The organism is Mesorhizobium sp. Root157, assembly GCF_001427385.1.
GTDB lineage: Bacteria > Pseudomonadota > Alphaproteobacteria > Rhizobiales > Rhizobiaceae > Mesorhizobium.
Window position 1 is genome coordinate 155670 of sequence record NZ_LMGJ01000003.1, and the last position, 14590, is coordinate 170259.

The following is a 14590-nucleotide window of genomic DNA, read 5'->3' on the forward strand; positions in this document are numbered from 1 at the left end:
TCAGGCTTTCTTGGCACCGAGATTAGGAAAGAACTGCATGACGCCGCCGATGCAGAACAGGTAGAGGCCAGTTATGGTGATGCCAATCTTGGTGAACTGACTGACATTTTCGGCGAGCACGCCGATCTGGCTGTAGAACACGGCAAGAGCGGATTCCGCCAGCGCCAGGGCACCGAACCCGCACCACAACAGCGTGATGGTGAGGTTGATCGGGCGCAAGCGCTTGACCCGCACCGGATGCAGGAAATTGATCGGCACGAAGGTCAGCAGGCCGGCAATGACCACGACGGCAAAGGACACCCATTCGCCGGGGCCGACGACGAACAGCGTGAACACGACCATGTTCCAGACAACCGGAAAGCCCTTGAAGAAGTTCTCCTTCGTCTTCATGCCGGTGTCGGCGTAATAGATCGCGCTGGAAACCACGATGATCGCGGCCGAGAGGAAGGAAAGCCCCTCGCCCATCAGCCCGAACTGATAGAGCGCGAAAGCAGGGATCAACACGTAGGTGACATAGTCGATGATGTTGTCGAGCAGTTCGCCCGACCATGTCGGCAGGATCTCCTTGACCTCGAGCTTGCGCGCTATCGGTCCGTCGATGCCATCGACGAAAAGCGCAAGTCCCAGCCACCAGAACATGGCCGTCCAGCGCCCTTCACTGGCTGCCACCAGCGATACGAACGCAAGGAATGAGCCTGATGCGGTCAATAGATGAACCGAGAAAGCCCGCGCCTGCGGCCACGTTACCTTCTTCTTAGGCCTCGGGATGCGGTCCCGGATCTTCTTGCCAGTAATGTTCTTGCTCACGGCCCGCCAGTCCAGTTTGCAATGGCACCAATCGACGACCTTGATCGGCCACCTGCCATCGCCGGTCAATGCGAACCTAATAGCAGCCAAGCGGGCCGCACAAGAAATATCGTCCCGCCGGCAGCCTCACCGGACGTATTGGCTGAAACGCCGCGTTGATGGGTGCAGCGAGTGGGATATACTTGATGGACACGGAGCCGTTTCTCATGTCGAACCTCGCCCAGAGCCAGGAATTGGATCAGCGCGTCATCGTAGCCGGAACCGGCCCTGTCGGATTGATCGCCGCTCTTGCCTTTGCCGACGCCGGCTTCAGGGTCTCATTGATCGGGCCCGCAGCGAATATTCAGGACGGGCGAACGACCGCGCTGATGAACCCGGCGCTTGCCATGCTGGACCGGCTGGGTGTCCTGAAGCCGCTCGCCCACAAGGCTGCTCCCTTGAAGGTCATGCGCATTGTCGACGCAACCGGCCGGCTGATTCGCAGCCCCGTGGTCACGTTCCGTGCCAGCGAGATCGACGAGCATCGCTTTGGGCTCAATATGCCCAATACGGTTCTCAACCAGACGCTCGCCGACACAGTGGCGGCGCAACCGGCGATCGAATGGCGCAAGTCGCTTGTTTCCAGTTGGCGGCTGGAGGCCGATCGGGCAATTGCGGCGCTTTCCGATGGACACGAAGTCGAATCCCGGCTGGCCGTAGCCGCCGATGGCCGGCTCTCACAAGCCCGTCAGGCCGCCGGGATCGCCGTTTCCACACGCCCCTATCCCCAGGCCGCACTGGTGCTGAACTTCACGCACACCAGCGACCATGCCTTCACGTCGACGGAATTCCACACCGAAACCGGGCCGTTCACCCAGGTGCCGCTGCCAGGCAAGCGCTCCAGCCTGGTTTGGGTGGTAAAGCCGGAAACCGCGCAGGAACTGACCGCGCTCGACAACGAGACACTGTCGATGCGCATCGAGAAGAAGATGCAATCGATGCTCGGCCGCGTAACCGTGGAAAGCGGCCGTCAAATCTATCCTCTGTCCGCCGCCACGCCCTGGCGCTTCGCCCACAACCGGGTGGCGCTGGTCGGTGAAGCGGCCCACGTCTTTCCGCCGATTGGTGCGCAAGGTCTCAACCTCGGCATCAGGGACATCGACGATCTCATTGGTGTTGCTCAGCAAAACCGCGCTGATCCTGGATCGGCAAACGCCCTTGCTGCATATGATTTCAAGCGCCGTCCGGATATTCTGGCGCGCAGCAGCGCGGTCAACCTGCTCAACATGACGCTCTTGTCCGACATGCTGCCCGCCCAAATGGCGCGTAGCGCCGGTCTTGACGTACTGCGCGCCTTTGCCCCGCTACGGGCCTTCTTCATGCGCGAGGGCCTGCGTCCAGGCAGCGGCTTTTCAGCCGTAACCGGAGCGTTAAGGAAATAGATCGGGCGGCAATATGCCGTGGGTGATGGCGTAAAGCAGGCTGGTCACCGTCAACACGGACAGGCAGGTGGTGATGAGCACGCTTGCCGATGCGCGTTCGACCCATACGCCATATTGTTGGGCGATGACGAATACATTGGTCGCCGTTGGCAACGCCGCCAGGAGCACGGCCGAAAACAGCCATGTTTCCGAGAAATTGCCGATGCTGCTCAAAACCACGTAGCAGAGCAGCGGATGCACGACGAGTTTCAAGACGGCGATCGGGGCCATTTCGTGCGGCACCCGCTTCAGTGGCCGTAGCGCCAGCGTCACCCCCATGGCGAACAGCGCGCAAGGCGCGGCAGCACTCGACAAATAGACAAGCAGGCGCTCGACAGGCACAGGCGGCTGCAATTCGAAAAAGGCTGCTGCAACGCCAAACGCCGTGGCGATGATGAAGGGATGCAGGGCGATCTTCCTGATCACCTCGGCCGCCAGTTGCAGCGGTGGTCTTCTGTCGTCGCCGGACAGCGCCATCATCATCGGCGCCACGGCGAAATGCATGATGTTTTCAAAGCAGAAAATCAGGGCGACCGGGACGGCGGCGGTCTCGCCGAAGGCAAGCAGCGCAAGGCCTGGGCCCATATAGCCGATATTGCCGTAGGCAGCGGCAAGCCCCTTGATGGTCGCCTCGGCAATGGCGCCGCGCGCAATCACCAGGGAGCCCGAAAACATGATCATGAAGATGGCAAAGGTCGAGAGCACCGAACCGGCGATGAAGCGCCACTCCGTCAATTGTTCGAAGGGCGTCTTGGCAAGCAATTGAAAGAACAGGGCCGGCAGGGCCAGATAGATGATGAAGGTGTTCATCCAGCCGAGGGCATCCAGTGGCTGGCGGGTAATCCTGGCGACGACAAAGCCGAGGAAGATCAGCCCGAAGAATGGAATAACAAGGCCGACAACTTCCAACATACGCTTCACCGCACCCGAAATCTCGAACCGGGGCTATCCTGATGATCTGTCAGGCGTCAAGCCATACGGGATTGAATTGCCGAACCGCATGCTCCAAATAGAGTCAATGGTTAGGATGAATACGATGAAAACAGCCAAATTCTCGATCGGACAGGTCGTGCGCCACCGGCTGTTTGGCTTCCGTGGCGTCGTTTTCGATGTTGACCCGCAGTTCGCGAACTCCGAGGAATGGTATCAGTCGATCCCGGCGGAAGTCCGCCCGCGCAAGGACCAGCCTTTCTATCATCTGCTGGCACAGAATTCGGAAACGGAATACGTCGCCTACGTCTCCGAGCAGAATCTGCTTGAGGACCGCACCGGTGAACCGGTACGTCACCCACAAGTCAGGGAAATGTTCCTGAAAAGCCCGGATGGCCGCTACGAGCCGAAATATCAGGTCCGGCACTGACGTATCGGGTTGACCGTCTAAAACGGCCAACCCGCCCGATTCAGGCGTCCTTTTTCTGAACCGCCACGCGTAGCGACAGTTCCCGCAACTGTTGCGGCGTCGCCTCTGCCGGCGCACTCATCAGCAGGTCATAAGCCTGCTGGTTCATCGGGAACATCGTGACTTCGCGCAGGTTCTTGGCCCCAACCAGAAGCATGACGACCCGGTCGATGCCGGCAGCCATCCCGCCATGCGGCGGCGCGCCATACTGGAAGGCACGATAGAGACCGCCAAAGCGATCCTCGACCGTGGCGCGGTCCAGCCCGACGATCTCGAATGCCTTGACCATGGTTTCAGGCAGATGGTTGCGGATGCCGCCCGAGGCAATCTCGAAGCCGTTGCAGACCATGTCATACTGGAAAGCCTTCAGGCTGAGCGGATCCTGGCCGTTCAGCGCCTCGATGCCGCCTTGCGGCATCGAGAACGGGTTGTGGGCAAAATCGACGCGCTTCTCGTCCTCGTTCCATTCGTAGAACGGGAAATCGATGATCCAGCAAAGCTCGAAGCGGTCGCGGTCGACGAGGTTCAGTTCCTCACCGGCGCGCGTGCGCGCGGCACCTGCGAACGAAACGAATTTCTTCGGATCGCCGGCAACGAAGAACGCCGCATCGCCGTCGGCCAGGCCAAGCTGCTGGCGGATTGCCTCCGTGCGCTCCTCGCCGATGTTCTTGGCAAGCGGACCCGCGCCCTCGATCTTCTCGCCTTCCTTGCGCCAGAAGATGTAGCCGAGGCCCGGCTGGCCCTCGCTTTGCGCCCAGGAATTCATGCGGTCGCAAAAGGCGCGGCTGCCGCCGGTCCTGGCCGGGATCGCCCAGACCTCGGCCTTGGCGTCGTTGGCCAAGATATTGGCGAACACCTTGAAGCCGGAATCGCGGAAGTGATCCGAAACCGCTTCCATGACGATCGGGTTGCGCAGGTCCGGCTTGTCGGAACCGTATTTGCGCATGGCGACATCATAAGGGATGCGCGGGAATTCCTGCGTCACCGGCTTGCCTTCGGCGAAAGCCTCGAACACGCCACGCATCACCGGTTCCATCGTGCTCAGAACATCGTCCTGCTCGACAAAGCTCATCTCCAGGTCGAGCTGGTAGAATTCGCCGGGCAGCCGGTCGGCGCGCGGGTCCTCGTCACGGAAGCAGGGCGCAATCTGGAAGTAGCGGTCGAAGCCGGACACCATGATCAGTTGCTTGTACTGCTGCGGCGCCTGCGGCAGCGCGTAGAAGGTGCCCGGATGAATGCGGCTCGGCACCAGGAAGTCGCGTGCGCCCTCAGGCGAGGAGGCGGTCAGGATGGGCGTCGAGAATTCGGTGAAGCCGACGCTCTCCATGCGCTTGCGCATTTCCGAGATGATGCGGGTGCGCGCGACGATATTCTTGTGCAGCGTTTCGCGCCGCAGGTCGATGAAACGGTACTTCAACCGGATGTCTTCCGGATAGTCGGGCTCGCCGAACACCGGCAGCGGCAGTTCCTTCGCCGCCGACAGCACTTCGATATCGAGTGCGAACACTTCGATTTCGCCAGTCGGCAAATTGGCATTGATCGCCTCAGGCGAACGCGCCTTGACCTCGCCATCGACACGGATGACCCATTCGCCGCGCACGGTCTCTGCCATCTTGAAAGCCGGCGAGTCCGGATCGGCCACGATCTGCGTCAGACCGTAGTGATCGCGCAGGTCGATGAACAGAAGGCCGCCGTGATCGCGCACGCGATGCACCCAGCCGGAGAGACGCACGGAAGAGCCGACGTCGGCTTTTTTCAATTGAGCGCAGGTATGGCTGCGGTAGCGATGCATTGCCTGATTCCGATCAGAAAGTTCCGGTAAGGCCGAAGCACTTGCCCGGCCTGAAAATTGGCGCGAAAAGCGCATGGGCATGGCCTTTTGTCAAGGCGAGAGCAGGAGCAAGCGGGCTTCACCGGCGTCTAACGGACCCGCCCCATATTGCAGTGCGCCTTGACGAATGAACCGGCGGCTGAAATTGAGAGAAACCTCTTGGGCGAAAAAAGCGATTTGATGCACGTCATTACCACACAGGGCGAACTCGAAGCCGCCGTCAAAACACTCGAACAATCGGATTTCGTCACTGTCGATACGGAATTCATCCGCGAGACGACATTCTGGCCGATCTTGTGCCTGATCCAGATGGCCGCGCCTGGCGTCACCGCACTTGTCGATCCGTTGGCGCCGGGCCTCGATCTCAAGCCGTTCTTTGCGCTGATGGCCAACGAAAAGGTCGAGAAGGTCTTCCACGCCGCGCGGCAGGATATTGAAATCATCGTCCACCTCGGCGATCTCATGCCAAATCCCGTCTTCGACACGCAGGTCGCGGCTATGGTATGCGGTTTCGGCGACAGCGTTTCGTATGACCAGCTTGTGCAAAAGATCACCGGTGCGCGGCTCGACAAGTCGTCGCGTTTCACGGACTGGAAATATCGTCCGCTCTCGCAAAAGCAGCTTGAATACGCCCTGGCCGACGTCACGCATTTGATCGACGTATACAAGCATCTCAAGGCCGAGCTCGATCGCGAGAACCGGGCGCATTGGCTGAATGAAGAGATGCGCGTGCTCACCTCGCGCGAAACCTACGATCCCCATCCCGACGATGCCTGGAAGCGCCTCAAGATGCGGCTGCGCAAGCCGCAGGAACTGGCCATCGTGCAAGCGGTGGCAGCCTGGCGTGAACGCGAGGCACGCGAACGCGATGTCCCACGCGGCCGCATCCTCAAGGATGACGCCATCTACGAGATTGCCCAGCAGGCACCGCGCGATGCGGAAGCTCTCGCCCGTTTGCGCAGCACGCCGAAGGGGTGGGATCGCTCCTCCAGTGCCGCTGCTTTGCTTGCGGTGGTGAACGCCGCACTTTCGATTCCCAAGGAGCAGATGCCGAAGCTGCCCAAGCAGTTCCAGCCACCGGAAGGCTCGAACGCCGCCGCGGAGCTGCTGAAGGTTCTCTTGCGCCTCATTGCCGAAAAGGAAGGGGTTGCCACCAAGGTACTCGCTTCCAGCGACGACATCGACCAGATAGCGGCTCAGGGCGAAGCAGCGGACGTCCCTGCCCTGCATGGCTGGCGGCGCGCAGTCTTCGGCGACCAGGCCCTGCGTCTTGTGCGTGGCGATATCGCCATCAGGTTCGACAACCGCCGGATTTCGGTGTTCGACGTCAAGCCCTGATATGAAACAGCCATGAAAATAAATACTTAGAGCAGCCAGCGAATCTGAAAGATCGCGACGCGCTCTAAATGGCGCCCGTCAGATGAAGGGCGAACCCTGCCCATATGATGACCAGGACAACAAATCCCGCAGCGAAGGCCAGGCTGCGGACGCTCAGGTTGTTGCTGGTGACATGCACATAAGCATGCAGGTAGCGCAACGCGACGAAAAGCCAGGCAAGCAACACCGCAACCAATGAAACGCCGTTGGTGACGAACATGGCCAAGCAGACAACGTGGAACAGAACCGGCAGTTCGAACTGGTTCATCAGGTTGTTGGCGGTGGTCACACTGGTATCGGGTTCCTGCGCTCGCACCTTGAATTGACGCGGCTTGGCTTCGCCGCTGGTGACCGCAAGCCGCCTGCGCAAGCCGAGCAGGACATAAACCGCCGAAACCAGGGCGAAATGCGCCACCATGGGCCAGAAGATTGCAATGGGGTTCATGCGTCGTTGTCCCGGTCCTGTTTGTCGCTGCGATGATGTCGCTGACCTGCCAGCACGAATGCAGCGATCACGATGACCGGAACCGCAGCCAATGCGAATTTTGTCACGATCAGCGCTGACGCAAGCTCAAGCGAGTCCGGATTGGCGGAGAGAAAATCCGACAACAGGCGAACAACCACGAGATTCTGCCCGTAGGCAGCCAGCGTATAGGGAAGCACAAGGATCAGGCCAAGCAGCGCCTGCCGTTTGTCGGAAAGGACGGAAAAACCAGGCAGCCGCTGTCCCGCAGCCATGACAAGGCTGATCAGCATCAGCGAAAATAACGCCGGAAACAGGAGATCGAAGGTCAGATAGTGCCAGACGATGATGGTCTCACTACCGCCACGTCCAAGCGCGGTCAGCCAGGCCATGCCTTCATCCGGCGTAAAGCCGAAGACGCGCATGTCCAATGAGGGCAATCCGCCGCTCAGCCGTCGAAAATACAGGTACTCGAGCGCGGTCATGGCAGCGAAAACGATGGCCGACACAAGCGAAATCACCGCCGCATGACGCGGCAGTTGCGCTATCGCGGCAAACAGCGAATGCAGGGCGCCGGGCTGCTCAGATTCCGCCTGGGTAGTTGGGGCTTTCGCGGGTGATCGTGACATCATGGGCATGGCTTTCACGAAGGCCGGCAGTCGATATGCGCACGAATGTGGCACGTTCGCGGAATTCAGCAAGTGTCCGACCGCCGACATAACCCATAGCGGCTTTCAGGCCGCCTGCAAGCTGATGCAGCACGCCCGACACCGGCCCCTTGTAGGGGACCTGGCCTTCAATGCCTTCCGGAACCAGCTTCAAGGTGTCGCGAACCTCTGCCTGAAAATAACGGTCCGCCGAGCCGCGCGCCATGGCGCCGACCGATCCCATGCCCCGATACGCCTTGAAGGAACGGCCCTGGTGCAGATAAACCTCACCCGGGCTTTCCTCGGTGCCGGCAAGCAACGAGCCGATCATCGCGGCACTGGCACCTGCCGCCAGCGCCTTGGCCAGATCGCCGGAGAACTTGATGCCTCCGTCGGCAATGACGGAAACGTCGGATTTCTGTGCCGTCTCGACTGCCGCCATGATGGCGGACAGCTGCGGAACCCCGACGCCAGCCACGATGCGGGTGGTGCAGATCGATCCTGGCCCGATGCCGATCTTGACAGCATCGGCACCGGCGTCGATGAGGGCTTGCGTGCCTTCCGCCGTTGCGACGTTGCCGGCCATGATGCGGAGCGAGTTGGACAGTTTCTTGGCCCGCGTCACCGCGTCCAGCACACGCTGCGAGTGCCCATGCGCGGTATCGATCACGAGAAGATCGACACCGGCGTCGATCAGCCGCTCGGCCCGCTCGAAACCATCGTCCCCGACGCTTGTCGCGGCAGCAACCCGAAGCCTGCCCTGCGCGTCCTTGCTGGCATGCGGGTTTAGCTGGGACTTTTCCATGTCCTTGACGGTTATCAGGCCGACGCAATTGCCCTTCTTGTCGACCACCACCAATTTCTCGATGCGGTTCTGGTGCAAGAGCCGCTTGGCTTCTTGCTGATCGACATTTTCCTTCACCGTGATCAGGTTCTCGCGCGTCATCAATTCGTAGACACGCTGAGCCGGATCCGATGCAAAGCGCACGTCGCGGTTGGTGAGGATACCCACAAGCCGGCCCGCCGTGTGGCCGCCCGTGCCGCCATTCTCTACGACCGGAATGCCTGAAATGCCATGGACCTTCATCAGCGCCAGCGCATCGGCCAGCGTCGCGTCCGGACCGATGGTGACTGGGTTCACCACCATGCCGGACTCGAACTTCTTCACCTGCCGCACCTGTTCGGCTTGCTCGGAGGGACTGAGATTGCGGTGAATGACACCGATGCCGCCTGCCTGCGCCATCGCGATCGCAAGCCGGGCTTCAGTGACGGTATCCATGGCCGCCGAAATAATCGGCAAATTCAAATCGATATCGCCGGCAATTCGTGTGCTGACATCGGTTTCGCCCGGCATCACTTCCGAATGACCCGGCTGCAGCAGCACATCGTCGAAGGTAAGCGCCAGCGCGCCGGTGGAGGTCTCGATGATTTTAGCCATGGCCAGTTCCCGGAATGCATGAAAGGCACGGGAACCAGATTGGACCGCGCCGACTCGTCATCTTCCCTTTCAGGATTGGCGGTGGCTCGTAACACGTCTTGTGGGCAATGAAAAGCACGCGCGCATCAGTAATTGGTGTCGAGGGACACTTCTTGCGGCGCGACATCAACCCCTGGTCGTGATACCGGCAAACGGTCGACAGCCCCGGTCGGCGCCCGATTCCAAGCAACTGGATTCTGATCGTGAATCGCATCATCCCGCTCGTTCTTGCGGTCGCCCTGTTCATGGAAAACATGGATTCGACCGTTATTGCAACGTCGCTGCCCGCGATCGCGGCAGACATCGATACCAGCCCAATCGCGCTGAAGCTGGCACTGACTGCCTATCTGGTGGCGCTGGCGGTCTTCATTCCGGTCAGCGGATGGATGGCAGACCGATTCGGCGCGAAAACCATCTTTCGTTTGGCAATTCTGGTCTTCATGGCAGGCTCGGTCGCTTGCGCCGTCTCCAACTCGCTTGCGTCATTCGTGTTCGCGCGCCTCCTGCAAGGTGTCGGCGGCGCCATGATGACGCCGGTTGGACGCCTGGTTCTCGTACGGGCAACGCCCAAGAACGAACTGGTGGCCGCCATGGCCTGGCTCAGCATCCCCGCCTTGGTTGGCCCGCTCGTAGGGCCGCCTGTCGGTGGCTTCATCACAACCTATTTTTCATGGCATTGGATTTTCCTCATCAACGTACCCATCGGCTTTGCCGGCATCTGGCTGGCGACGCGTTATCTGCCCGACACCGAAAGGCTGGCCACACCGCGCCTCGATGTGGTTGGCTTCCTTCTCGTGGGCATAGGCGCATCCGGGCTTGTGTTCGGCTTGTCGGTCGTCAGCATGCCGGCGCTTCCACCCATAATCGGCATTGCGACGCTGATTTCGGGACTGGTCGCCGGTGCGCTCTATTTTCTGCATGCGCATCGGACGCCAAACCCGCTGCTCGCGCTGGATCTTTTCCGCAATCACACTTTTCGGACAGCGGTCCTCGGTGGGAGCCTGTTTCGCATTGGCGTAGGCGCGGTTCCGTTCCTTTTGCCACTCATGTTGCAAATCGGCTTTGGGCTTACCCCGTTCCAATCCGGCTTGATCACTTTCGTTGCGGCCATCGGCGCGATCGGCATGAAGTTCGCCACGACCCGCGTGTTCCGCATGGCTGGGTTCAGGCGCGTTCTGGTATTCGGTTCGCTGATTTCGGCTATTTCGGTTGCGGCGAACGGCCTGTTCACGCCGACAACGCCTTATATCGTCATCATGACCATATTGCTGGCCGGCGGGTTCCTGCGCTCGATGTTCTTCACCGGCATCAATGCCCTCACCTACGCGGACATCACGACTGAAGACACCAGCAAGGCCACCCCGATTGCCGCAGTTGTCCAGCAATTGTCCATTGCGATTGGGGTAGCCGCTGCGGGTGGAATTCTCGAAGGTGCGACGACATTCCACGGCGGGCCGCTGACGCTCGCCGACTTCCACATCGCATTCTTCATCGTAGCAGCGATATCTGCGCTGGCATCGCTATCGTTCGTGCGGCTTGCACCTGATGCCGGCAGTGCGGTCTCTGGGCATGGCGCCCGCTCAGGGAAGGTGATCGATACCGACACGCCGCCCTGATTATGGAAGGATGGTTTCTTCTGCCGCCTCTGCCCTGCCCTTGAAATCCTTGGCCAGCAAGTAAAGTTCGACGGATTCGTCGCGCGATGCCGGTGGCTTGACGTGATGGACGGACCGGAAATTACGTTTCAACGCATCGAGCAGGCCGCTTTCCGTGCCGCCCTGGAAAGTTTTGGCCAGGAAATGTCCGCCCGGCCGCAGCACCGCCATTGCGAAATCCGCCGCGACTTCGCACAAATGCATGGTGCGCAGATGGTCCGTGCGGCGGTGTCCGGTGGTAGGCGCCGCCATATCCGACAAAACGATGTCCGGGTCCCCGCCCAACGCCTCGCTCAGCTTGGCCGGTGCCTGTGGATCGAGGAAATCCATGAGCAGGATCGCAGCGCCCGGCACCGCGTCCATCTCGAGGTAGTCGATGCCAACGACGTGCGGCGCTTCCTCATTCGATTTCGTGCGCACCGCCGCTACCTGGCACCAGCCGCCCGGCGCGGCCCCCAGGTCGATGACGCGCATGCCCGGTTTCAAGAGGTGGTGCTTGTCGTCGATCTCTATCAGCTTGTAGGCAGCGCGCGAGCGGTAACCGTCCGCCTTCGACCGTTGCACATAAGGATCGTTGAGGTGGCGCTCCAGCCAGCGGCGCGACGATTCCTTCAGCCCGCTCTTCTTCTTTACCCGGGTGCGCAGCACCCGCAGGCTACCGGAACCCGGCTTTTCGGGCTTTTTTGTCATGACCGGGCCACCCTTTGCCGTCCATTTTGCCAAGCACCGTCGTCGGCCATCAATTCGCTCAGAATGCCCTCTCGCAAACCGCGGTCGGCGACCCGAAGCCGATCCGCCGGCCACACCGCCCGAATGGCTTCGAGGATTGCGCAACCGGCCAGCACGAGGTCCGCTCTATCCGCACCGATGCAGGGGTTGGCTACCCTTTGCTGGAAATCCCAGCCGAGCAGTTTCTCCACCATGCGATCGACGCTACCACTGTCCATCCAAAGCCCGTCGACCCGCCGGCGATCGTACCGATCCAGGTCGAGGTGAACACCTGCCAGGGTGGTAACCGTGCCGGAGGTGCCAAGCAGATGGAACTTGGGCGTCGCCAGGACATGGTTCAACCGGTGGCGGCCTTCAAAGGCGTCGAGGCGGCTGGCGACATCGTCGATCATCGCCGTAAACACCTCGCGCGTCACCGTCTTGCCTCCGAACCGTTCGGCCAGCGAAACGACGCCGACCGGCAGCGAGGTCCAGGAGACGATGTGGTTGGCGAGCCGCCCCGAACGGCGCTTCGTGAGGTCGATCAAGGCAATTTCCGACGAACCTCCGCCAATGTCGAACAGCACCACGCCTTGCGTGTCGCGCTCGACCAGCGAACCGCAGCCGGAAACCGCCAACCGCGCTTCGGTCCGACGATCGATTATCTCGAGTTTCAAACCCGCTTCGCGCTCGACGCGTTCGAGGAATTCCGCCCCGTTCTCGGCGCTGCGGCAGGCCTCCGTGGCGATAAGGCGCGAGCGCGTGATCTTTCGGCTGCGCAACTTGTCGCCGCAGATCTTCAACGCTTCGACCGCACGGTCCATGGCGGGGCCGGACAACCGGCCGCTGGTGGACAGGCCCTCCCCCAGCCTGACGATGCGCGAAAACGCATCGATCACCTTGAATTGCCCGTGCCGCGTCGGAATCGCCACGAGGAGCCGGCAGTTATTGGTGCCGAGATCGAGCGCCGCAAACACCGGCAGGTCATTCGCATAATAGCGTCGGACGCCACCGGAAGGCTCAGGGCGGGTTTCCGTCGGCTCGACTGCGCCGGGTTGGTTTGACGGGACATGCTTGGAGAGCGTCGCGACCGGTTCGGCTGGCACCGGCACGGCTTGCGCTACCGCCTCGCCATCGCGCGCAAAAACCTTGCGGCCGCGCCTGCGCTTGCGCCGTTTCCTGGTTTTGCCATTGCCGGCATTCTCGTTGTGGGTCGCGTGTCCCGCCTTGCCGTTGCCGGACAGGCGCGCCTGCTCACCGCCGCTGCGGTGGCCAACTGAAAAGACAGCCTCGCCTGCCGGCTTTACCGCCTTCCCGGACTCGCCAACCTCCAGCGCTTCTGCGCCGGTGTCGCGGTCTGTCACGGATCGTTCCTTCCGACGCTGCGCGAACCAGAGTTCCCGGACGCAGCACGCGCTTGTGTTTCAAGTTGGCGCCAGACTAGCAGTGCGCCGCGCAATCACCAAGAGCAAAGCGGAAAGATCGGTGTCAGAGCCCCTCGATATGAGCGAAGCCGTTCGGGCGAATATCGACCTGGTCGCAGGCATTTGAAGACGGACGAGGTTGAATAGTCGGCTTCGATAAGGCATTGCTGAAATGCACGATTCGGAAGACGATCCTCAACAAAGGGCCGTTTCAAACCGCACCTCGGGGGAGGCGTTCGTCGCGCATGACAGGCAGCGCATGAATTTGCGGCGATATTTCTGGCCCGCCGTCGGACTGGCCGCAGTCGCGTTTTCCGTATGGCTGCTGCTCGATGAACTGCGCGGGATTTCGCTTGACGACCTCTGGGACAGCCTGGTGGCGATCCCGCTGCATCGCTGGGCATTGTCAATGCTCAGTTCGGTTGTCGCCTATGCCGCCCTTGCCGGCTACGACCACATCGCCCTCCTTCACCTCGGCAAGCGCATATCGTGGCTATTCGTGACGCTGTGCTCGTTCACCACCTATGCCCTTTCTCACAACATCGGCGGTTCTGTCTTTTCGGGTGCGGTGATTCGCTACCGTGCCTACGGCACCAAGGGCTTGACCGGACACGAGGTCGGAATTCTGGTCGCTATCTGCTGGTTCACCTTCGTGCTGTCATCCGTGCTGGTCGGCGGCGTCGTGCTCATCCTGGTCCCGGGGCTTCTCGACCGTTTCACCAGTATCGGCTTTCACAGCTTTTCGGGCGCGACCGGCCTGATCCTGCTTGTGCCGGTGGCCGCATACATATTCGGCAGTTGGCTGCATCTGCGCCCCCTCAAGATCGGCTCGTTCCAACTGCACTACCCCCGCCTCCCTATCGTGGCACGCCAGCTGATCACCGGCCCCCTCGAACTGCTCGCGGCGGCGGCCATCATCTACTTTGCGCTACCGGAAGCGGAAAACCCCGGCTATCTGGTGGTGCTGGGCGTCTTTCTGGTGTCATTCTCGATTGCGCAGATTTCGCATGCGCCGGGCGGCCTCGGCGTGCTTGAGGTGGTTTTCCTGGCAGGGCTTTCCGAAATGGACCCCGCCGAAGTGTTGGCCGCGCTGCTGGTATTTCGCCTGTTCTACCTGATCGTGCCGCTGATTATCGGCCTGGTGGTGGTTCTTCTGTTCGAGCGCTCACAATTCGACCGGCCCAGCAGTTGAGCCTCGCCGCTTTCTCATGCGTCCCGCACCCGCAAACCGGGACGGCCCCGCGATTGAACCCTGCCGTGCGTTTTTCCCGATCACGCCCGCAACGGAACTTTGGTCGGTCAGCTTGCGTTCATCTCCCATATGCCATTTGTCACCATGGCC

General features: G+C 61.0%; 13 protein-coding genes. 5 read left to right on the forward strand and 8 right to left on the reverse strand.

The annotated features are described in order from the left end of the window. Entirely contained in the window at positions 1–807 is an 807-nt protein-coding gene (gene pcsA / locus ASD64_RS03960; RefSeq protein ID WP_056101527.1) for a phosphatidylcholine synthase, read from the reverse strand. A 185-nt stretch (positions 808–992) separates the two neighbouring features. Here pcsA and ASD64_RS03965 point away from each other — a divergent pair, with 185 nt between their 5' ends. Next, entirely contained in the window at positions 993–2228 is a 1236-nt protein-coding gene (locus ASD64_RS03965; RefSeq protein WP_056101027.1) for a UbiH/UbiF family hydroxylase, read from the forward strand. Here ASD64_RS03965 and ASD64_RS03970 read toward each other — a convergent pair. Further along, positions 2217–3179 (reverse strand): AEC family transporter, encoded by a 963-nt coding sequence (locus ASD64_RS03970; protein WP_056101029.1) that lies wholly within the window; start codon positions 3177–3179, stop codon positions 2217–2219. The two genes, ASD64_RS03965 and ASD64_RS03970, sit on opposite strands and share 12 nt — an antisense overlap. Before the next feature lie 124 nt (positions 3180–3303). Between ASD64_RS03970 and hspQ the strand changes: the two genes are divergently transcribed. Next, positions 3304–3627, forward strand: a complete 324-nt coding sequence (hspQ, locus tag ASD64_RS03975; protein ID WP_056101530.1) for a heat shock protein HspQ — start codon at positions 3304–3306, stop codon at positions 3625–3627. Between the two features lie 40 nt (positions 3628–3667). Here the strand turns inward: hspQ and aspS are convergent, their stop codons facing one another. Further along, positions 3668–5458 (reverse strand): aspartate--tRNA ligase, encoded by a 1791-nt coding sequence (gene aspS, locus ASD64_RS03980; RefSeq protein WP_056101032.1) that lies wholly within the window; start codon positions 5456–5458, stop codon positions 3668–3670. A gap of 219 nt (positions 5459–5677) precedes the next feature. Between aspS and rnd the strand changes: the two genes are divergently transcribed. Then, the gene (rnd, locus tag ASD64_RS03985) at positions 5678–6835 is read left to right on the forward strand and encodes a ribonuclease D (protein WP_056101532.1); all 1158 of its coding nucleotides are present in this window, start codon (positions 5678–5680) and stop codon (positions 6833–6835) included. Positions 6836–6899: 64 nt separating this feature from the next. Here rnd and ASD64_RS03990 read toward each other — a convergent pair whose 3' ends face one another. Genes ASD64_RS03990 through guaB form a run of 3 tightly spaced genes read right to left on the reverse strand, consistent with a single transcriptional unit; the run spans position 6900 to position 9422 of the window. After that, a complete protein-coding gene (locus ASD64_RS03990; protein ID WP_056101034.1) occupies positions 6900–7319 on the reverse strand; it encodes an MAPEG family protein in 420 nt (139 codons plus the stop codon). Continuing rightward, positions 7316–7969: a hypothetical protein gene (locus tag ASD64_RS03995; protein WP_156460001.1), complete on the reverse strand. Its 654-nt coding sequence runs from the start codon at positions 7967–7969 to the stop codon at positions 7316–7318. The genes ASD64_RS03990 and ASD64_RS03995 overlap by 4 nt, the downstream gene beginning before the upstream one ends. Next, positions 7920–9422 carry an IMP dehydrogenase gene (gene guaB / locus ASD64_RS04000; protein WP_056101038.1) on the reverse strand — a complete coding sequence of 501 codons (1503 nt, stop codon included), beginning with the start codon at positions 9420–9422 and terminating at the stop codon, positions 7920–7922. Before guaB ends, ASD64_RS03995 begins: the two co-directional genes overlap by 50 nt. A 242-nt stretch (positions 9423–9664) precedes the next feature. Here guaB and ASD64_RS04005 point away from each other — a divergent pair, with 242 nt between their 5' ends. Further along, a complete protein-coding gene (locus ASD64_RS04005) occupies positions 9665–11077 on the forward strand; it encodes a DHA2 family efflux MFS transporter permease subunit (RefSeq protein WP_056101041.1) in 1413 nt (470 codons plus the stop codon). Here the strand turns inward: ASD64_RS04005 and ASD64_RS04010 are convergent, their stop codons facing one another. Together ASD64_RS04010 and ASD64_RS04015 are read right to left on the reverse strand one after the other, a co-directional pair. Next, positions 11078–11806 carry an RlmE family RNA methyltransferase gene (locus ASD64_RS04010; protein ID WP_056101044.1) on the reverse strand — a complete coding sequence of 243 codons (729 nt, stop codon included), beginning with the start codon at positions 11804–11806 and terminating at the stop codon, positions 11078–11080. Next, positions 11803–13158, reverse strand: a complete 1356-nt coding sequence (locus tag ASD64_RS04015; protein WP_413813574.1) for a Ppx/GppA phosphatase family protein — start codon at positions 13156–13158, stop codon at positions 11803–11805. Before ASD64_RS04015 ends, ASD64_RS04010 begins: the two co-directional genes overlap by 4 nt. Before the next feature lie 349 nt (positions 13159–13507). Here ASD64_RS04015 and ASD64_RS04020 point away from each other — a divergent pair, with 349 nt between their 5' ends. Then, positions 13508–14440 (forward strand): lysylphosphatidylglycerol synthase domain-containing protein, encoded by a 933-nt coding sequence (locus tag ASD64_RS04020; RefSeq protein ID WP_056101538.1) that lies wholly within the window; start codon positions 13508–13510, stop codon positions 14438–14440. Positions 14441–14590: the final 150 nt, after the last annotated feature.